Source organism: Flavobacterium soyae, assembly GCF_021245985.1.
GTDB lineage: Bacteria > Bacteroidota > Bacteroidia > Flavobacteriales > Flavobacteriaceae > Flavobacterium > Flavobacterium soyae.
In genome coordinates this window covers 26,737-46,389 of the sequence record NZ_JAJQXA010000021.1, presented here as the reverse complement: position 1 = coordinate 46,389, position 19,653 = coordinate 26,737, and the positions used below count along the sequence as shown (strand labels likewise).

The following is a 19,653-nucleotide window of genomic DNA, read 5'->3' as shown; positions in this document are numbered from 1 at the left end:
TGATTTTAAAAAATTATCCGATAACTCTAATCCCTTTTATAAAAATCCATTTCATAAAAAGTTTTTCGCCGTCTTTTGTTTTAACAGCCTGAAATTTAGGCGCAACAATAGTCGCCGCAACAAACGATGTCATCGGAATCCAGATTCCGGTTAATCCTGTATATTCTGCAATAATAAATCTTCCTAAAATAAATAGAATCGCGAAACTTCCTAATTGGTATAGAAAAGCTCTTACTTGTAGTTTTGACATTTTTTTTCTTTTAAGGTTCAAAGTTGCAAAGGTTCAGAGCAACAAAGGTTTTTCTTTGAACCTTTGAACCTCTGAGCCTTTGTACCTAATTTATTCAGAAACCTGAAATTTCGTTCTCTTACTTCCTTCGTACATTTCGTATTTAACCAAACGTGCTTCAAGGCTTCCGTTAAAAAGTTTGATTTTTCTTGACGGTTTTAATCCAACAAATTTTAAAGCTTCAAGGTTTGCTGTGATGAACCAGGCATTTGTTCCCGGATAATTTTTCTTTAAAGTATCACCAATGTTTTTGTAGAATTCTTCCATATGAATATCCAAACGTTCATCATACGGCGGATTAAATACAATATGCAGTTTTCCTTCTATTTCTTTTTCAGAATCAAAAAAGTTATTGTCTTCAATCGTTACGTAATCTTCAAGATTCGCATTTCTGATATTATCTTTGGCTTTACTTACTGCACTTGGCGCTTTATCAAAACCTTTTATAGTGTAATGAAACTCTTTGGTTTTCTTCATCAAACTGTTTACAATCTGATCAAATAAATCGTTGTCCCAGTCTTTCCATTTTTCAAATGCAAATTCTTTACGATTAATGTTTGCCGGAATATTGCAGGCAATCATCGCCGCTTCGGCAAGAAAAGTTCCAGAACCGCACATTGGGTCTAAAAAATGGCTTTGCCCTTCCCAGCCTGATAATAATAAAATTCCAGCTGCCAAAACCTCGTTTATAGGCGCAATATTCGTTGCCGTTCTGTAACCACGCTGATGCAATGAATTTCCTGAAGTATCTAATGCAACCGAAACCTGATCTTTATCAATATGAATATTGATTCTTAAATCTGGATATTGTTTATCAATGCTTGGTCTTTGTCCTGTTCTTTCTCTAAACTGATCCACAATTGCATCTTTACATTTTTGAGAAACAAATTCAGAATGGTTAAAATAAGTCGAATGCACCGTAGCATCAATCACAAAAGTCTGGTTGGCATTCAATAATTTAGACCAGTTTATTCCCGAAATACCTTTATATAATGCCTGCTCATTATTAGCTCTAAAAGAGTAAATAGGTTTAAGGACTTTTAGAGCCGTTCTAAGCGATAAATTAGCTTTGTACATAAAACCTTTATCCCCTTTAAAACTCACCATTCGCACTCCTTTTTCAACATCCTGAGCCCCAAGCGTACGCAATTCCTGTTCTAATATCTCCTCAAAGCCAAAAAAACATTTGGCAATCATTCTAAAATTTTCTTCCATCTTTATTTTTGTATTAAAAAAACAACCCCAATCGCATACAATTATGATAACGTATATTTAGGTATCATCGCGAAATAGTTATTTTTCGGCAAAAATACACTAAATTTGCCGGACTTTATATTAATTGAAATAGAATAAATGTCTGACGCGCCCAACTCATCAACACCAAATCAGGATAGAAATACCGAAAACTGGTTTACATCATGGTTTGATACTCCGTATTATCACATTCTGTACAAGGATAGAAACTATAGAGAAGCTCAGATTTTTATGGACAATTTAACGCATTATCTAAATCTTCCCGAAAAAGCAAAAGTGCTTGATTTAGCCTGCGGAAAAGGACGGCATTCTATTTACCTGAATCAATTAGGTTTTAATGTTTTAGGTGCTGATTTATCTGAAAACAGCATTGCCGAAGCCAATAAAAACAGCAACGAGAATCTTCATTTTAAAGTGCACGATATGCGCGAACCTTTTGAAGAAAAATTCGATGCTATTTTTAACCTTTTTACAAGTTTTGGTTACTTCGAAAGTGACGATGATAACCTGACAACGCTTAAAGCCATCAAAGAAAGTTTATCTGAATACGGATTCGCCGTTATTGACTTTATGAACGTAAATCAGGTAATTGAAACTTTGGTTCCACAAGAAGTAAAAACCGTTGACGGAATTGATTTTCACATCAAAAGATACGTTGAAGACGGTCATATTTTTAAAGAAATTGATTTTGAAGACCAAGGCAGAAAATTTCATTTTACCGAAAAAGTAAAAGCCCTGACTTTAAAAGATTTTCAGGATTTAATGAATGAAGCCGGAATTTATCTTCTGGATATTTTTGGAGACTACAAACTCAAAAAATTCCATAAAACCGAAAGCGAAAGATTAATCATGATTTTTAAATAGGTTTAATTGGTAAACCGTTTATTTGTTTAACCGTCAAACCGATTAAACAAATACAACGATTAAACGATTAAACAACAAAAAACGATTAAACAACAAAATGAACTATTTACTACCCTTATTTTCTGTACTTTTAGGATATAGTGTGGCTTTGTTTTTAAAACCAACCAACAAAACCAATTTAAAATTACTGCTCGCATTCAGCGGTTCATTTTTGTTATCGTTAACCGTAATGCATCTGCTGCCAGAAGTTTACAGTTCTCACAATCATAAAATTGGTTTGTTTATAATGGTTGGGATTCTGTTTCAGATCGTTTTAGAGTTTTTCTCCAAAGGCGCTGAACACGGACACGTTCACGGGCATGCAAAAATGTCTCAAATTCCGTGGCTTTTATTTATAAGCCTTTGTATTCATGCCTTTTTAGAAGGTTTTCCGGTAAGTCATCATCACGATTTAGCCGTAGGAATTGCGATTCATCATTTGCCAATTGCCGTGATTTTAACGACATTTTTCATTAATGCCGATTTAAACAAAAAAGCCATTTTTGCTTTCATGCTGACTTTTGCCATCATGACGCCGCTTGGAACTGTTGCATCTGAATATCTCCCAATATTAAACGATTATTATACCGAAATAACTGCAATCGTAATTGGTATTTTATTCCATATTTCGTCGACAATTATTTTTGAAAGCAGCGAAGGACATAAATTTAATGTTGCCAAAGTTTCAATGATCGTTCTCGGAATTCTATTAGCATTCTTTTTATAATAAATTAATTAGAAAATGTGTCAATTAGATAATGAGATAATTCTCTAATTGACACATTTTCTAATTATCTGATTTAGTTTCCCGTTCTCTTTTTCTCATCCTGATTTCCAAAAGCGCGTTCTTTTACATTTATTTTCTTGTTTCCAAAATTATAAACAACTGACAAACGAACGAATCTATTACTCTCATTTTGGCTGTAAACTTGTTTTACACCATTTACAACCGAAGTAAAATCTTTTAAATAAGACGTATTAAAAATATCGTTTGCCAAAAACGCAATCTGCATTGTTTTATTAAACAAATCCTGTTTAAAACCAATATCAAAACTCGACGCATACCCTATTTCATACAAACCACTTTCAAAAGGCGAACTATAACTAAAATCAATTTGCAGTTTTGTTGTTTTGCCTAAAATGAAAGTATTATTTGTCGAAAAATCAATTTGCAAACTATTTGACGGAGTGGCATTAATATTTTTAATAAACTCTGTTTTTGCACCTAAAAAGTACAATGAATTTTCACTTGACCACCATTCTGCAAAATTCGCCGAATAACTTTCTCCAATGCCGTAATTTAAGCTTTTAAAATAATTCTCACGTGTTACAATTTGTGTATTCGTTTCAGGATTTGAAGTAAACAAAACTCCGTAACCATTTGTAATTACATTTACAAAAACACTTGTTCTTAGGACTTCTTTATAAGAATGAGCAAATTCAAAATTATCACTAAAGGAATGTCTCAAAAACGGATTTCCTTTAGAATAACTATTACTATTAATATAAACCTTAAACGGATTTAATAAGTCAAAACGAGGTCTGTTGATTCTTTTTCCGTAATTTAAACTAAAAGTATTGTTTTCATTTTTCTTATAAGAAGCGTAAACTGTTGGAAACAATTTCAAGTAATTATTTTCTATTTTGACCGTAAATAAAAAAAGGCGAGCAGCAAAGACATAAAAATCGAGATTCTGCCAATCCCCTGCAATAAATCTAATTTATCCATTTAACTTTCATTACTTAACAAGTATAATATTTTAGTTCTTTTAACAAGATTTATAAAGTGGTTTGATCTAAAACAAAATCACCTGAAAAAGTTTTTAAAACTTAGCCGCTTTGCTGTCTAATTTTTTCCCGATTTGCCATAAAAAAGTTTAATTTTGGAGGATAACTATTTCGACAAAAAATGACCTTTACAAAAACAACCGAACAATCTTCAAAATACGAACATTTAGAGAAAATGTCAGTTCACGAACTACTGACTAATATTAACAATGAAGACAAAACTGTTCCTAATGCTGTAGAAAAAGCTATACCGCAAATTGAAGCTTTGGTAGCTCAAGTTGTTGCTAAACTAAAATTAGGCGGCAAAATATTTTATATCGGTGCAGGAACATCTGGACGTTTAGGTGTTGTTGATGCCTCAGAATGTCCTCCTACTTTTGGAGTTCCGTTTGATTTAGTAAACGGAATTATTGCTGGCGGAGACACCGCAATTCGACGTGCAGTAGAAAATGCAGAAGACAATGCAACACAAGCCTGGATTGATTTACAAGCACATAATATTGGTGCAAATGATGTTGTAATAGGAATTGCAGCTTCTGGAACTACTCCGTATGTTATTGGCGGTTTAGAAACTTGTAATCAAAATAATATTTTAACGGGTTGTATTACCAATAATGCGGGAAGTCCGTTAGCGCTGACAGCAAAATTCCCAATTGAAGTTGTAGTTGGACCAGAATTTGTTACCGGAAGTTCGAGAATGAAAGCAGGAACTGCTCAGAAACTGGTTTTAAACATGATTTCGACCGCAGCGATGATTCAGCTTGGAAAAGTAAAAGGAAACAAAATGGTCGATATGCAGTTGAGTAATATTAAACTGGTTGATCGCGGTGTAAAGATGATTATGGGAGAAATTCCTATTTCGTATGAAGAGGCATCAGATTTATTAAAAAAATACGGCAGCGTTAGGAATGCTGTTGATAATTATAAAGCTTAATTGCTGTAGAATTTTAATGCAAAGATTGCAAAGGTTTTTTCGCAAAGTTCGCAAAGTTTAAATAAAGAAGGCGGAGTTCGCAAAGATGGAATAATACTCTTTGACAAAGTTTTTAACTTGAAACTAAAAAAAACTTGAAACCTGAAACAAAAAAAGACTTGAAACAAAAATAAATGAGCACAAACAAGCAATTATTAGGAAAAGGAATTAAATATTTAACAGGCGCTCTGCCTTTGATGTTTCTTGGGCCGTCGTTGATTTATAATGCTTTTATGAATCAGCATACTAATTGGCATTATTTAGTTCTTGGAATTGGGATTGTGGCTTGTTTGAGTTCTATGCTTTTGATTTTTTTAGGATTGAGAATCATTATGAAAGCTTTGTTTAATGACTAAAAAATCTTCTAAATAAACCAGTCGGGTTTGATCATCTCTACAATTTTAATCTTTATCCAAACAAAAAATGGAAGAAATAATTCACATTCAAAAAACATTCGAAAAAGTTATTTATATCGATAAAAAAATAAACCATCGGGAGTTTGAGGATTGTGTTTTTAAAAACTGTGATTTTTCGAACAGTAATTTTAATTCTAATAGTTTTCTTGACTGCGAATTTATTGATTGCAATCTCTCCATGACAAGTTTGGCCGGAACTAGTTTAAAAAATGTAACTTTCAAAAACTGTAAACTTCTTGGAATTGCTTTTAATGAATGTGATGATTTTTTATTTCAGGTTCATTTTGAAGAATGTACATTGGATTATGCTATATTTTCAAACAAAAAAATGCCAAAAACCAAGTTTATAAATTCGTCTCTTCGTGAAGTAACTTTTGTTGGAACAAATCTAACAAGTTCTGTTTTTGATGATTGCAATTTAGATGGCGCTATTTTTAATGAAACACAATTAGCAGCAGTCGATTTTAGAACTGCTTACAATTATAAAATCGATCCTGAATTTAATGCCATGCGAAAAGCACAATTTTCGACTCAGGGAATTGTGGGTCTTTTAGATAAATATGATATTAAAATTGTTTAAAAAAGAAGCCACGAATTACACGAATTAAAATTTAAACATTTTCTATGAAAAAAATTCGTGGCAATTGGTGAAATTCGTGGCAAAAACAAATAATTCCAGCGTATGAAAATTGATGAATCTTATTTAGAAAGCGTTAAAAAGCAATTTTTATACTATAAAGCATTAGGCGAAAAAGCAATTGAGCAATTAGAGCCAGATCAGCTTTTTATTTCTGTTAATGAAGATACTAATAGCATTGCAACAATTATAAAACATATTTCAGGTAATATGCTTTCGCGCTGGACAGATTTTTTAACGTCTGACGGTGAAAAGGAATGGAGAAACCGTGACTCTGAGTTTGAAAATGATTTAAAGTCTAAAAATGAAGTTCTCGAAATTTGGAACAAAGGCTGGAATTGTTTAGAAAATGCTTTGAACAGTTTAAGACCTGAGCAGCTTTCAGATATTATTTATATTCGAAATGAAGGCCACACCGTTATTGAAGCCATAAATCGACAGCTGGCACATTATCCTTATCATGTTGGGCAGATTGTTTTTTATGCCAAACAATTAAAAAAGAGCTCTTGGGAAAGCTTATCAATTCCGAAGAATAAATCGGAAAATTATAATACCGAAAAGTTTGCCAAAGAAAAAGAAATCAAGAACTTTACTGATGATGAATTAAAAAGATTGAAATAATAAAAGCCATAAGCTTTAAGCTGTATGCAATAAGCAAAACTGCTTATTACCCAAAGCTTAAGACATATTGCCTAAAGCATAAAAAAATGAAAAAAATACTATTCTTATTTCCGGTACTGGCTTTAGTATCATGTTACAATGCTGAACACAATTGTAAAGATTTTAAAACCGGAAAATTCAAATTTGAGTTTGAAGTAAACGGTGTTAAAAAAACTACTTTTTTTGAGCGTAAAGACAGTATCGAAATTGAAACTTTTGACGGAAAAACTGATACCGCTACAATACGCTGGGTGAGCGACTGCGAATACATTTTACAGAAAAAACATCCAAAAAATATGGCTGAGGAAAAAGCAATCAGCATGAAGATTTTAACAACCGCAAAAGATTCTTATACGTTTGAATTTGGAATGGTAGGCTCTGAAGAAAAACAACGCGGTAAGGTTTTCAAAGTTGAGTAAAAGTTAAAGTCCCATAATTGGGGCTTTTTTTATGGCAAGTTTTGCCACAAAGACACAAAGACGCTAAGTTATAATTTCTTTGTGGCTTTGAGCCTTTGCGGCAAAAACAAATAATTAAAGGTGTTTCTTTTACATTTCTATTTTAAATAGTATTTTAGAACTTTAATTTAACCCAATGAAAAATACCATTTCGCAAAGAGTTGCAGACTTTCTAAAAAATTATCCGCCGTTTAATTTCCTGCATTCAAAGGATCTTGAGAAACTTTCGGAGCAGATTTCTATTGTATATAAAGATAAAGATGCCATTATTTTTGCCGAAAATGATCAAACACACGATTCCTTTTATGTGGTTCACAAAGGTGCGGTAGCATTAAAGAAAAGCACAAAAAATACGGTTCTGGATATGTGCGACGAAGGTGATATTTTTGGATTGCGTCCGCTTTTGGCGCAGGAAAATTATATTATGGAAGCTGTGGCTCATGAAGAAAGTATTCTATATGCTATTCCAATCGCAGTTTTTAAACCTTATGCGCTTGAAAATAGAAATGTTGGTAATTTCCTGATCGAAAGTTATGCATCAAATACCAGAAACCCATATTCAGATATTCATAAAGATAAGTTATATGGAGATGATGATTTACTAAATGAAAACCATCATTCCGGCAATGATTCATTTGACTTAACCCCAATTAAATATTCTAAAAAAATTGTGACCTGCAGTCCGTCAACAACAGTTAAGGAAATTGCCAGGATCATGAATAAGAAAAAAGTAGGCGCTATATTAATCGTGGATGAAATGCTTCCTATTGGTATTTTGACTGATAAAGATCTTCGCAATAAAATTGTTACCGGAGACTTTCCTATAACAACTACTGCCGAAACCATAATGACGAAACCTGTTATTACGTATCCTAAAAAAATGACAGTTACCGAAGCACAAATGGCAATGATGAAAAGTAATATCAGTCATTTATGCCTTACAAAAGACGGCACAGTTAATACCAAAGCGGTTGGGATTTTATCTAAACACGACGTAATGGTGGCTTTAGGAAATAACCCTGCCGTTTTAATTAAAGCTTTGAAAAGAGCTAAAAAAACAAAGGAAATAAAACCTATCAGAAACCGAATTATGCAATTGCTTCAGGGATATTTAGACCAAAATATTCCGATGACCTTAATTGCTAAAATTATAACTGAACTGAATGAAGCCTGCACCACACGTGTTATCGAAATTTGTTTAGAAAAAATGAGCAGTCCGCCGCCTGTTAAGTTTGCATGGCTGGCGCTGGGAAGTCAGGGACGCGGTGAACAAATGCTGCATACCGATCAGGATAATGCGATTGTTTATGAAAATGTATCAGAGGTTTTTAGAGATGAAACACGTATATATTTTTTAAAATTTGCCGGGCTGGTTAACAAAGGGCTTTTTGATATTGGTTATGATTACTGCCCTGCCGAAATGATGGCCTCAAACCCAAAATGGTGCATGTGTCTTGATGATTGGAAAAATCAGGTGCATCATTGGATTACAAATCCGGGAAAAAATGAAGTTTTACTTTCCTTTATTTTCTTTGATTATAGTAAGACTTATGGTGATGCCGAAATAGTTAGTCAATTATCAGATTCAATTTTTGAAAATGTAAAGGCTAATCCTATTTTTTATATGCATTTGGTAAGCGGTGCATTGCAAAGCCCTTCTCCTACCGGATTTTTCAGGCAGTTTTTAGTTGAACAAGATGGTGCAAACAAAGACAATTTTGATATTAAAAGAAGAGCTTTAATGCCTTTAACTGATGCTGCGCGTGTTTTAATTTTATCACATTCTGTTAAATCGATCAGTAACACTGCAGAGCGTTTTGAAAAACTGGCAGAACTAGAACCAAATAATAGAGAGTTATATTTATCGTGTTCTTATTCGTTTAAAGCTTTATTAAAATTTAGAACAAAGCAGGGGCTTCTGCATCACGATTCGGGGCAGTTTATTGCTTTGGAATCTCTATCAAAAATGGAAAAGATTAAACTGAAACGTACTTTTAAAACGATTAAAGAACTTCAGGAACTTATTTCGGTACGTTTTAATATTTCAAATTTGGTATAGCGATGGGTTTATTTAATTTTTGGAAAAAAGAAGAAAATCTCTTCGATGAAAATATCACTATCGAAGAAACCCGGTTTGTTGTTCTGGATACTGAAACTACGGGATTCGATTATGAAAATGATCGTATTTTATGTATTGGCGCCCTGATTCTCCAAAACGGAACAATCTCGGTTCAAAATAGTTTTGAAATTTATCTGCAGCAAGATCATTATGATAAATCTACAGCCCAGATTCACGGAATTTTAAGAGATTTTATTATTAAACACCCATCTGAATTAGAGGCTTTAGAACAATTTTTATCTTTTCTTGGAGATTCTATTATCATTGCACATCATACTATTTTTGATGTTACAATGATTAATAAAGCATTGGAAAGAAATAATTTACCTCAACTTACCAACAAAACTTTAGATACGGCTTATTTGTATAAAAGAACTTTAATTAAATCGCATTTGTTTGAACGAAAAGATCATTATACATTAGACGATCTTGCAGATAAGTTTGATATTTCAAAGAAAGACCGGCATACTGCTTTGGGCGATGCTTATATAACTGCAATAGCGTTTCTGAAAATTGTAAAGAAATTGAGAGACAAAAAAGCAATTAATTTGAATTCTCTGTTTAAGTATTAATTATTTCTGAATCTATTTAGAAAAATCGCTCTCTTTATTATACATATAAAATCTATTATACTTTAAACTTTTCTTTGAAAATTTCCCCAAAGAATCTGGTTTTCTGCATATCCTTTTAGAAGCATAACCTTCTCTTTGCAAAAATATTGTACAAGGTAAATTTGACTTTACTTTCATACTAAAATAACCAGTACTATCTGTTTGAGTGGTATCGTCTTTAATATTTACATACACATTTTTAATTGGTTGTTCTGTATCATAATCATAAACATAACCATTCAATTCATCTTTGCCGGTACAAGAACAAAGTAGTAATATTAAAAAAAACAATTTATTTTTCATTCTTCTTTTTTAATTTGTAATTCTTTTCAAAAACAAATTTAGGCTGGTGAATAGCAATAAGAAGTCTGTCATAAATTATAAAAATATAACTTTAAGGTAATTTATTAAGTTATTGGAATAAAAAACGCTAAGAAATTAATCTTAGCGTTTTTCATTTTTTAGTCTAAAACTAAACCTATCTGGCCATCGTCGTCTAATTCTGTTTCAACAGGATCATCTTCTGATAATTCAGGTTTTTCAGGAATTTCTTCGACCGGTTCTTCATAAGGAAGCGGGTCTAATAAATTTACCTGCTTTAATTTATCTGTAGTTAATTGATTTCCTAAAGCTTTAAAACCTTTTACGGCTATAAAATCTTCAACATCAATATGCAAATCTTCTTTTTGAACTCCTTTTACTTTCGCAAAAACCAATTGTGCCACCGGACGATAATCTGTAGATACAATTTCTAACTGTGAATTTGGATGGTCTGTAATAAAGCTTTCTTCTTTACCTTCATTTTCAACAAGGAAACGTTTCAGGAAATAACGCTCTTTTTCTCCATCATAATAAATAGCCGAAATTGGTTTTTTAGGTTTCCATTTCTCCAAAACAATCATATCTTCTTCAAAATGAGTCGATAATTCAGGAATAATCACTTTTAATTTACCTGTCTGGCTTATAACTAAGATTTTATCGCTTGGTTTAAATTCACCTAACAATTCACCTCTGGCATCAACATTTAAACGTTTTACAGTATCATCAAACCAAACTTTTCTTGGCAGTAAAGTCGAAATTCCTTTTTCTTTTAATTCAATTTTCTTGATTGGATATTTCGTTACCAAATTTCCTTTTGATGCACGTCCTTTAATCGCTAATTTGGCAAAATCAATATCAAATTTTAATTTTTTGATAGTTCCAACCTGACGTAGTAATATGGTAACAACCTCAGCTTCTCCGTTTGGATTATGTGAAAAATAAACAACCTGCGAACCATTAGTTCCGTTTGTTAAATCATAAGCTTTATCACGCGTTACTCCAGTAACGTTGAAACGTTTTATATACGAAGGTCCTGATTTACCATCACGATACATCATATTATAAATAGTACGCTTATCACTCTTATCAAAAACAGCAACGTGTATAATATCTTTTCCTATAAAAGTTTTGGCATCGACTTTTGTAATCATCATTTTACCGTCGCGTAAAAACACAATTACATCATCAATATCAGAACAATCAGCTACGTATTCGTCTTTCTTTAAGCTGGTTCCAACGAAACCTTCTTCTCTGTTTACAAATAGTTTTGTGTTACGCAAAACTACTTTTGTAGCCTCAACATTATCAAAAACACGAAGTTCAGTCTGGCGTTCACGGCCTTTTCCGTATTTCTCTTTTAATTTGGTAAAATATGCAACTGCAAAATCTGTTAAATGCTCCAGATTATACTCAACCTCTTTCATTTCCTCTTCTAACCTTGAAATCAATTCATCGGCTTTATCAGAGTCGAAACGAGTAATACGAATCATTGGGATTTGAGTTAAACGCTGTAAATCATCGTCGGTGATTTCTCTGACAAATGATTTTTTGAAAGGCTCAAAACGATCGTATAAGTATTTGTAAAGCGATTCTCTGTCTCCATACAATTTGAAATCAATATACATTTCTTCACGAATGAATATTTTTTCTAAAGTAGAGAAATGCCACTTATTTTTTAATTCTTCTAAATGAATTTCTAATTCCTGACGAAGTAAATCAACCGTTCTGTGTGTCGAAATTTTCAACATTTCAGAAACCCCAATAAACAACGGCTTATTATCTTCAATAACACATCCTAAAGGCGCAACAGATGTTTCGCAGGCTGTAAAAGCAAACAAAGCATCGATTGTTTTATCTGGTGAAACGCCCGGAAAAAGATGAATTAAAATCTCAACATCGGCAGCAGTATTGTCTTCAATTTTCTTGATTTTGATTTTACCTTTATCATTGGCTTTCAAAATACTGTCAATTAAAGTCGATGTATTGGTCGAAAACGGAATCTGCGTAATTACCAGTGTATTTTTGTCTAATTGCGAAATTTTAGCACGTACACGTACACGTCCGCCACGCATTCCGTCGTTATAATTCGAAACGTCGGCAATACCTGCAGTCATAAAATCAGGATAAAGCGTAAAAGGTTTTCCTTTCAGAATCTTTATCGAAGCATCAATTAATTCATTGAAATTATGTGGTAAAACTTTTGTCGAAAGTCCAACCGCAATACCTTCTGCTCCCTGAGCCAAAAGCAATGGAAATTTTACCGGAAGATTGTTTGGTTCTGCACGACGACCATCGTACGAAACACCCCAATCTGTAATTTTTGGAGAATACAAAACCTCCAAAGCAAATTTAGATAAACGTGCCTCAATATAACGAGAAGCTGCAGCTCCATCACCTGTTAAAATATTTCCCCAGTTTCCCTGACAGTCAATTAATAAATCTTTTTGACCAATTTGTACCATTGCATCACCAATACTCGCATCTCCGTGTGGGTGATACTGCATGGTGTGACCAACAACATTGGCAACTTTATTATAACGACCATCATCCAGCTCTTTTAAAGAGTGCATAATACGACGCTGAACCGGTTTAAATCCGTCCTCGATAGCAGGAACTGCACGTTCCAAAATTACGTACGAAGCATAATCCAAAAACCAGTCTTTGTACATTCCCGTTACTTTGGTAATAACGTCTTCTCCTTCTTCTTCCTGATTTTCGTAAAAATGCTGTCCTTCAAAGTGTTTAGCATCTACGTTGATAATATCCTCGTCATCTCCATCCTGATTATCATCCATCAGGTTTTCATCTTGATTATTCTCGTCGTCGTTTGGAATTATGTTATCGTCTTCTTCGTCTTTCATATATTTTGTTCAGTATAACTACTAAAAAATTCTTCTATAATTCTTTTTATTATCTTTTAAACCTCCTCAAACTCATCAATTTCAACCTTCAAATTCTTGATAATAAAATCTTGTCTGTCCGGTGTATTTTTCCCCATATAAAAAGATAACAACTGCTCAATCGAAGTATGTTTATCCATCATAACCGGATCAAGGCGGATCGTGTCTCCAATAAAGTTCTTGAACTCATCTGGCGAAATCTCTCCCAAACCTTTAAATCGGGTGATTTCCGGTTTTGGTTTTAGTTTTTCGATAGCGTCTTTTCTTTCATCTTCAGAATAGCAATAAATTGTTTCTTTTTTGTTTCTAACCCTGAAAAGCGGTGTCTGCAAAATGTACAAATGCCCTTCTTTGATTAATTCAGGAAAAAACTGAAGAAAAAACGTAATCAGCAATAAGCGAATGTGCATTCCATCGACATCGGCATCGGTTGCGATTACGATGTTGTTGTAGCGTAATTTTTCTAATCCATCTTCGATATCAAGCGCTGCTTGCAGTAAATTGAACTCTTCGTTTTCATACACAATTTTTTTAGTCATTCCGTATGAATTCAAAGGCTTACCACGCAAACTGAAAACGGCTTGTGTATTTACGTCACGCGACTTTGTAATTGATCCGGAAGCCGAATCTCCCTCAGTAATAAAAAGCGTGCTTTCTAAGTTTCTTGGATTTTTGGTATCTGGAAGATGCGCACGGCAGTCTCTTAATTTTTTATTGTGAAGATTAGCTTTTTTAGCACGATCTGTCGCCAGTTTTCTAATTCCTGATAATTCTTTTCGCTCGCGTTCGGCTTGAAGAATTTTACGCAGTAAAGCTTCCGCGGTTGTTGGATTTTTATGCAGGTAATTGTCTAATTTCGTTTTGATAAAATCGTTAACGAAAGTACGAACAGAAACCGCTGGCGTTCCGTCATCAGAACCCATATCTGTAGAACCTAATTTTGTTTTGGTCTGAGACTCAAAAACGGGTTCCATAACTTTAATACTAATTGCACTTACAATAGATTTACGAACATCTGATGCTTCGAAATTCTTATTGTAAAACTCACGAATCGTTTTTACAACTGCTTCACGATAGGCCGCTAAGTGCGTTCCTCCCTGTGTTGTATTCTGACCGTTTACAAAAGAGTGATATTCTTCACTGTACTGCGTTTTACTATGCGTAAGCGCAACCTCGATATCATGCTCTTTTAAGTGGATAATTGGATATTCTAAATCTTCTTCACTGATTGTTTCTTCTAATAAATCACGAAGTCCATTTTCTGAATAGTATTTTTCTCCGTTAAAAATAATAGTCAAACCATTGTTTAGATAACAATAGTTTTTAACCATTTTAATAACGTATTCTAAACGGAATTTATAGTTTTTGAAAATCGTTTCGTCTGGCGTAAAAGTTACTTTTGTTCCTTTTCTCTTTGTGGTTTCGATTATATCTTCTTCAAGAACTAAATTTCCGGCAGAAAACTCTGCTCCTTTTTGTTTATCATCACGAACAGATTCAACACGGAAATAATTTGAAAGCGCATTTACCGCTTTTGTTCCGACACCGTTCAAACCAACTGATTTCTGGAAAGCTTTAGAATCGTATTTTCCACCCGTATTCATTTTCGAAACTACATCGACCACTTTTCCCAACGGGATTCCACGTCCGTAATCACGAACAGAAACCGTTTTATCTTTTATCGTTACCTCAATAGTTTTTCCTGAGCCCATTACGAACTCATCGATACAGTTATCTAAAACCTCTTTTAAAAGGATGTAAATACCATCATCCGGCGAAGATCCGTCTCCCAATTTTCCGATATACATCCCGGGACGCATACGGATATGTTCTTTCCAGTCGAGTGATCGAATATTATCTTCGGTATATTGATTTTGCTCTAGCATAAGGTGAATTGGATTTTTGGCTAATGTACCATTTCTCTGCAAAAAATGAAAGTGTATCATTTTAAAGTTATCAATAAAATAGGTTTAAATTCTATTTAAATTGATTATAAAATAATACAAGCACTAAAAATATGAAAAAGCAGCGATGAAACAAAAAAATACTATTTTATTCCGAGTACTTCTTTTGCCAAAGCAATCATTTCGGGCGTTCCCGTATTTTTGTTTTTTTCGTCAGAAAGTTTAACTACACCCTGCCAATGTATATTATCGGGTTTTGTATCGGTTAATTTTATCACCATATTCATTGCCGGAAGCCCTACATCGTTGGTGAAATTTGTTCCAATTCCGAACAACATTTTTATTTTATCCCGGCAGAAATCAGCTATTGTTTTTACTTTTTCAAAATTTAGCGAGTCTGAAAAAACAATAACTTTAGATTTTGGGTCAATTCCCATTTTGGTATAATGCAAAATTACCTTTTTTGCAAACTCAATAGGATCGCCGCTGTCATGCCGAACGCCGTCAAAAAGTTTGGAGTATTTTTTATCAAACTGATTGAAAAATATTTCTGTAGTATATGTGTCTGTTAAAGCAATTCCAAGGTCGCCTCCATAAACTTGTGTCCAATGCTCAAGACTTATCGAATTGGCCATTTTAAAGCCGTACTGCGCAGCATGAAACATAAACCATTCATGTGCGTGAGTACCTAACGGACGTTTATTATTGACCATTGCAAAATGCACATTGCTGGTTCCTATAAAACTTTGTCCGCCAAAAATCCCTAAAGTTTCGTTTACTAAACTATGAACATCATAAGAATGGCGCCGTCTTGTACCAAATTCCAAAATAGAAACTCCTAATTTATTATAATTATCAATTTTATCTTTCGTCAGGCTTTTTATAGCTTCATCATTTAAACAAATTAAATGGTTTGATTTATAAAAAAGCTCCGAAATTAAAGCCATAAGCGGAACTTCCCATAAAATAGTCCGGTACCAAAAACCTTCAACAGTAACTTTAATATCCGAGCCTTCCTGACTAATCTGTACTTCTGACGGATCGAAGCTGTATCCCTGCAGAAAATCTAAATAAGTCGGATCAAGATAAGGACAGTAATGTGACAGATAATTTTTTTCTTCTTTGGTTAAACGAAGATCAGCCAGTTCATCTACAGAACGGCGAAGTAAATCTGCAAAACCGGCCGGAAATACATGTTTTCCGCGATTTATAAATCCGTATCGAACCTTTGCCTTTGGAAAAAGCCTTATTACAGCATGCTGCATTGTGAATTTATAGAAATCATTATCTAAGATCGACTTCAAAAAAGTTGTTTCCATGGCATATTAATTCAAGTCCTGAATTGCTAAGATACGGCAATTCAATAAAAGAAGAAAACTCAATCGATAAACAATATTGACTTTATCTCGAAATAACTTTAAAAGAAACAATACTATTTGTGTTTACAAAAATTGTAATATAATCACCAATATTATTGTCGTAAAGGATTTGAAATTCTAAACCGCCTCTTTTTTCTTTTGCATTTTTAATAAGAACAGGCTGATTTCTTTTATTTAAATAAAAAACCTGATCTGATTTCGTCAGATTTTTAATTTCAACATTTATTTTATCGCCATATTTAGCTTCTGTTATTCCCGAATTTGGAGATTTAATTTTAAAATCGTTCTCGATTGTTTTGTTGTAAATTAAAGGTCCGTTAAGAAAATCATCCTTGTTTAATTTATCTCCTAAATAAGAACCTGAATCCGGAAAATGTTTAGCGAAGAAATAATCCGGATCTGTATCAAAGTAAATTGATGAAAAATCAGTTACCATTCGACCTTTACTGCTGTCAAAATATCCCTGTCCCCAGGTTACATCAATTAGACGCCATTTTCTATCAATTAAAACAATATTCCATGCATGATTTGAAGAAGTGTTTTTTCGGCCAATATCTCTTACTGAAATTTTAGAATCGCCTCTAATTATCTCACATTTTAAACCTGACAATTCTGCCAAATGCTGGTACAAAGCAGTAAAACCTTCGCAGACCGCTTTTTTAGAACTAAAAGCTTTTTGGTATAATCTATCATTCAGTTCTTTGATTTTTCTTTGTTTTTCGGCTTCAGTCGAATAAGAAAAGCCCTGCGTCCTCTGCGGATTCAAAAAAGCATTATAATCATATCTAATATTAAAAGCAATCCAGCTGTAAATGGCTCTCGCTTTATCAATATCAGATTTGAAATCCTGATTGATTCTTTCTGCTAACTTTTCTGTCGTACTAAAATTTTTGGGATATTTTAAAACGATTTTATCAACCTCATTATATTTCTGTGCAAATGTTGAACAAGCAAAAATGATATTCAACAAAAGGAATATAAAACCAGTCTTTCTTGTTTTCATTGATTAAAAGCTTGATTTTATAATATTTTTCAATTCCTGATCTAGTTCTGGATTTGAAATTTTATTTTGTTCTAAGTCAAAATTTGTGTTAAAAGACGGCAGCGAAAAAGATCCTTTGATCTCGCCCCCATAACGTGGAAAAAGATTTTGAGCGATTCCTAAAACTGATGCCCCTCCTCTTCCTCCCGGAGATGTTGCCAATAACAGCATTGGTTTATGCTGGAAAATATCTTTTACAATTCTGGAGCTCCAGTCAAAAACATTTTTGAAAGCAACAGAATAGTTTCCGTTATTTTCTGCCATTGAAATGACCAAAATATCAGCTTCACCAATTTTACTTAAAAAAACTTTTGCGATTTCATGCTGACCGATTTCTTTCTCAACATCAACGCTGAATAACGGCATGGCATAATCGTTTAAGTCTAAAACTTCAACTTCGGCATTCTCAAACAAACTTGCTGCATAAGCTGCTAAACGCTTATTAATCGACTGCTGGCTGTTACTTCCTCCAAAGGCTATAATTTTCATATTGTGGTATTTGTTTTTGTTTTTGAAACCATATAAGTCATATAAGGTAATTTTAGTTTCTCTTTGATTAACACAAAGTATTTTTAAATAAACTTATATAACTTATATGGTTTCAAATTTATTTCTATTCAATTTCAAAAATCTTCTTTTTTATTTCTACCGAATAATCATTGGGAGAAATCTGACCTCCGTATGATTTTGCATAAACTTTAGTAAATTCTGCACCAAAATATAAAATTATGGCCGAATAATAAACCCAGACTAATATTATAATTACTGAGCCTGCGGCCCCATAAATACTTGCAATGGTAGAATTCCCTAAATAAACTCCAATAGCAAATTTACCAATCATAAATAAAATTGCGGTACAGGATGATCCAATAAAAGCATCTTTCCATTTTATAATTCCGTCTGGTAAAGTTCGGAATATAATAGCAAACAGCAATGTTATACTCGAAAAAACAATAATCAAATTTATCACGTAAAAAAGATATATAGTTGTGTCTGGAAAATACAATTTTAAGCGCGCATTTAAGACATCAAGTGTTGCATTGAGCATTAAACTGACCAACATTAAAAACCCGACAGAAACAATCATTGAAAATGACATTATTCTATTTTGAATAAACTTTTTTAAACCCTTATTTGGTTTTGCACGCAATCCCCATATATAATTTATAGAACTCTGAATTTCTGCAAAAACTCCCGAAGCCCCAATTAAAAGCATAATAACACCAAAAACAGTTACAAAAACATTACTATCAGATAATTGTACATTTTTTATAGCTTCCTGAATCTGCACGGCTGCATTATTTCCAACCAATCTGTTTATTTGTCCGTACAATTGTCCGGTTACAGCTTCTTCTCCAAAAAAGAATCCGCAAATTGTAATAATGATAATTAATAACGGAGGTAATGCAAAAATGGTATAATAGGATAATGCAGCACTTAATTTGATGGCATTATCATCATTAAATTCCGTAAATGTATTTTTTAGCAAATACCATGATTTCGAAATGATATTTTGATTTTTCATCTCCTGAGTTTTTGATACTCTCAAATTTACGCAATAATGAAAAATTTTGGATTCTTGCTTTTTAATCGAATTTTACATTTTTTCCATATACCAATGCGAAATATTTTACGTGTGTATAAAAAACATTGGCTGACCATATTTAATTCCTAACGGAATTTCCTGTGGTGCATAAATACCTATTTATTACTAACAGAATAATTCCGTAGAGATTTAATATCGGTAACCAAAAAAAACTGACATACAGCAATTGTCCCGTAAGCCAATGTCATTAAGTTAAGAGGAAATCTATAAAATTACTTAACAGTTTAATTAAGAAAGTAATTAGAAAAATCAGTTTTTATCAGCGTTTTCGCTTTAGCGAATCAGTAAAATCAGCGTCTAATTGTGACGCGGATAAAACAGATTTACTTCGTAAAAACGCTGATAAACACGGATTTGATTTGCAGTAATTTTATTTTCTAAAAGCTTAACTTA

19 protein-coding genes are annotated in these 19,653 nt (G+C 33.0%); 9 read left to right on the top strand and 10 right to left on the bottom strand.

The features are described from left to right. Window positions 1-13 precede the first annotated feature (13 nt). The gene (locus tag LUU93_RS19480; RefSeq protein WP_232682822.1) at window positions 14-250 is read right to left on the bottom strand and encodes a hypothetical protein; all 237 of its coding nucleotides are present in this window, start codon (window positions 248-250) and stop codon (window positions 14-16) included. Between the two features lie 90 nt (window positions 251-340). Then, entirely contained in the window at window positions 341-1,504 is a 1,164-nt protein-coding gene (locus tag LUU93_RS19475) for a THUMP domain-containing class I SAM-dependent RNA methyltransferase (protein ID WP_232682821.1), read from the bottom strand. A 138-nt stretch (window positions 1,505-1,642) separates the two neighbouring features. Here LUU93_RS19475 and LUU93_RS19470 point away from each other — a divergent pair, with 138 nt between their 5' ends. Together LUU93_RS19470 and LUU93_RS19465 are read left to right on the top strand one after the other, a co-directional pair. Further along, window positions 1,643-2,407, top strand: coding sequence for a class I SAM-dependent methyltransferase (locus LUU93_RS19470; protein WP_232682820.1), 765 nt, complete (start codon window positions 1,643-1,645; stop codon window positions 2,405-2,407). A gap of 97 nt (window positions 2,408-2,504) precedes the next feature. Further along, window positions 2,505-3,173, top strand: a complete 669-nt coding sequence (locus LUU93_RS19465; protein ID WP_053473655.1) for a ZIP family metal transporter — start codon at window positions 2,505-2,507, stop codon at window positions 3,171-3,173. Window positions 3,174-3,246: 73 nt separating this feature from the next. Here LUU93_RS19465 and LUU93_RS19460 read toward each other — a convergent pair whose 3' ends face one another. Continuing rightward, entirely contained in the window at window positions 3,247-4,089 is an 843-nt protein-coding gene (locus LUU93_RS19460; protein WP_311202639.1) for an outer membrane beta-barrel family protein, read from the bottom strand. A gap of 266 nt (window positions 4,090-4,355) precedes the next feature. Between LUU93_RS19460 and murQ the strand changes: the two genes are divergently transcribed. From murQ to LUU93_RS19425, 7 genes are all read left to right on the top strand, one after another. Next, window positions 4,356-5,168, top strand: coding sequence for an N-acetylmuramic acid 6-phosphate etherase (murQ, locus tag LUU93_RS19455; RefSeq protein WP_232682818.1), 813 nt, complete (start codon window positions 4,356-4,358; stop codon window positions 5,166-5,168). A gap of 173 nt (window positions 5,169-5,341) precedes the next feature. Then, window positions 5,342-5,563, top strand: coding sequence for a DUF6095 family protein (locus tag LUU93_RS19450; protein ID WP_053473765.1), 222 nt, complete (start codon window positions 5,342-5,344; stop codon window positions 5,561-5,563). A gap of 67 nt (window positions 5,564-5,630) precedes the next feature. Continuing rightward, a complete protein-coding gene (locus tag LUU93_RS19445) occupies window positions 5,631-6,203 on the top strand; it encodes a pentapeptide repeat-containing protein (protein ID WP_232682817.1) in 573 nt (190 codons plus the stop codon). Window positions 6,204-6,305: 102 nt separating this feature from the next. Next, entirely contained in the window at window positions 6,306-6,881 is a 576-nt protein-coding gene (locus LUU93_RS19440) for a DUF1572 family protein (protein WP_232682816.1), read from the top strand. Between the two features lie 86 nt (window positions 6,882-6,967). After that, window positions 6,968-7,339 (top strand): DNA topoisomerase IV, encoded by a 372-nt coding sequence (locus LUU93_RS19435; protein WP_232682815.1) that lies wholly within the window; start codon window positions 6,968-6,970, stop codon window positions 7,337-7,339. A 175-nt stretch (window positions 7,340-7,514) separates the two neighbouring features. Continuing rightward, window positions 7,515-9,437, top strand: a complete 1,923-nt coding sequence (locus LUU93_RS19430) for a DUF294 nucleotidyltransferase-like domain-containing protein (RefSeq protein ID WP_232682814.1) — start codon at window positions 7,515-7,517, stop codon at window positions 9,435-9,437. Window positions 9,438-9,439: 2 nt separating this feature from the next. Beyond that, the gene (locus LUU93_RS19425) at window positions 9,440-10,069 is read left to right on the top strand and encodes a 3'-5' exonuclease (RefSeq protein ID WP_232682812.1); all 630 of its coding nucleotides are present in this window, start codon (window positions 9,440-9,442) and stop codon (window positions 10,067-10,069) included. A gap of 12 nt (window positions 10,070-10,081) precedes the next feature. Here the strand turns inward: LUU93_RS19425 and LUU93_RS19420 are convergent, their stop codons facing one another. From LUU93_RS19420 to LUU93_RS19390, 7 genes are all read right to left on the bottom strand, one after another. Further along, complete coding sequence (locus LUU93_RS19420) at window positions 10,082-10,411, bottom strand: peptidase associated/transthyretin-like domain-containing protein (RefSeq protein WP_232682811.1); 330 nt, start codon at window positions 10,409-10,411, stop codon at window positions 10,082-10,084. 158 nt (window positions 10,412-10,569) lie between these two features. Beyond that, window positions 10,570-13,290, bottom strand: a complete 2,721-nt coding sequence (locus LUU93_RS19415; RefSeq protein WP_232682810.1) for a DNA gyrase/topoisomerase IV subunit A — start codon at window positions 13,288-13,290, stop codon at window positions 10,570-10,572. A gap of 56 nt (window positions 13,291-13,346) precedes the next feature. Then, complete coding sequence (locus LUU93_RS19410; RefSeq protein WP_232682869.1) at window positions 13,347-15,215, bottom strand: DNA topoisomerase IV subunit B; 1,869 nt, start codon at window positions 15,213-15,215, stop codon at window positions 13,347-13,349. 161 nt (window positions 15,216-15,376) lie between these two features. After that, window positions 15,377-16,552: a nicotinate phosphoribosyltransferase gene (pncB, locus tag LUU93_RS19405; protein ID WP_232682809.1), complete on the bottom strand. Its 1,176-nt coding sequence runs from the start codon at window positions 16,550-16,552 to the stop codon at window positions 15,377-15,379. A gap of 82 nt (window positions 16,553-16,634) precedes the next feature. Beyond that, the gene (locus tag LUU93_RS19400) at window positions 16,635-17,615 is read right to left on the bottom strand and encodes a transglutaminase domain-containing protein (protein ID WP_232682808.1); all 981 of its coding nucleotides are present in this window, start codon (window positions 17,613-17,615) and stop codon (window positions 16,635-16,637) included. 3 nt (window positions 17,616-17,618) lie between these two features. Next, on the bottom strand, window positions 17,619-18,143 hold the full coding sequence (locus LUU93_RS19395; RefSeq protein WP_232682807.1) for an NADPH-dependent FMN reductase: 525 nt from the start codon (window positions 18,141-18,143) through the stop codon (window positions 17,619-17,621). Window positions 18,144-18,267: 124 nt separating this feature from the next. After that, window positions 18,268-19,179, bottom strand: coding sequence for a YihY/virulence factor BrkB family protein (locus tag LUU93_RS19390; protein ID WP_232682806.1), 912 nt, complete (start codon window positions 19,177-19,179; stop codon window positions 18,268-18,270). Window positions 19,180-19,653 lie beyond the last annotated feature (474 nt).

Excerpts from the sequence above, each read along its gene's own strand:
- LUU93_RS19470 (WP_232682820.1), top strand. The coding sequence starts at position 1,643 with ATGTCTGACGCGCCCAACTCATCAACACCAAATCAGGATAGAAATACC.
- LUU93_RS19395 (WP_232682807.1), bottom strand. The coding sequence starts at position 18,143 with ATGAAAATTATAGCCTTTGGAGGAAGTAACAGCCAGCAGTCGATTAAT.
- murQ (WP_232682818.1), top strand. The coding sequence starts at position 4,356 with ATGACCTTTACAAAAACAACCGAACAATCTTCAAAATACGAACATTTA.
- LUU93_RS19440 (WP_232682816.1), top strand. The coding sequence starts at position 6,306 with ATGAAAATTGATGAATCTTATTTAGAAAGCGTTAAAAAGCAATTTTTA.
- LUU93_RS19390 (WP_232682806.1), bottom strand. The coding sequence starts at position 19,179 with ATGAAAAATCAAAATATCATTTCGAAATCATGGTATTTGCTAAAAAAT.
- LUU93_RS19465 (WP_053473655.1), top strand. The coding sequence starts at position 2,505 with ATGAACTATTTACTACCCTTATTTTCTGTACTTTTAGGATATAGTGTG.
- LUU93_RS19435 (WP_232682815.1), top strand. The coding sequence starts at position 6,968 with ATGAAAAAAATACTATTCTTATTTCCGGTACTGGCTTTAGTATCATGT.
- LUU93_RS19410 (WP_232682869.1), bottom strand. The coding sequence starts at position 15,215 with ATGCTAGAGCAAAATCAATATACCGAAGATAATATTCGATCACTCGAC.
- pncB (WP_232682809.1), bottom strand. The coding sequence starts at position 16,552 with ATGGAAACAACTTTTTTGAAGTCGATCTTAGATAATGATTTCTATAAA.
- LUU93_RS19430 (WP_232682814.1), top strand. The coding sequence starts at position 7,515 with ATGAAAAATACCATTTCGCAAAGAGTTGCAGACTTTCTAAAAAATTAT.
- LUU93_RS19400 (WP_232682808.1), bottom strand. The coding sequence starts at position 17,615 with ATGAAAACAAGAAAGACTGGTTTTATATTCCTTTTGTTGAATATCATT.
- LUU93_RS19475 (WP_232682821.1), bottom strand. The coding sequence starts at position 1,504 with ATGGAAGAAAATTTTAGAATGATTGCCAAATGTTTTTTTGGCTTTGAG.
- LUU93_RS19450 (WP_053473765.1), top strand. The coding sequence starts at position 5,342 with ATGAGCACAAACAAGCAATTATTAGGAAAAGGAATTAAATATTTAACA.
- LUU93_RS19415 (WP_232682810.1), bottom strand. The coding sequence starts at position 13,290 with ATGAAAGACGAAGAAGACGATAACATAATTCCAAACGACGACGAGAAT.
- LUU93_RS19480 (WP_232682822.1), bottom strand. The coding sequence starts at position 250 with ATGTCAAAACTACAAGTAAGAGCTTTTCTATACCAATTAGGAAGTTTC.
- LUU93_RS19420 (WP_232682811.1), bottom strand. The coding sequence starts at position 10,411 with ATGAAAAATAAATTGTTTTTTTTAATATTACTACTTTGTTCTTGTACC.
- LUU93_RS19445 (WP_232682817.1), top strand. The coding sequence starts at position 5,631 with ATGGAAGAAATAATTCACATTCAAAAAACATTCGAAAAAGTTATTTAT.
- LUU93_RS19425 (WP_232682812.1), top strand. The coding sequence starts at position 9,440 with ATGGGTTTATTTAATTTTTGGAAAAAAGAAGAAAATCTCTTCGATGAA.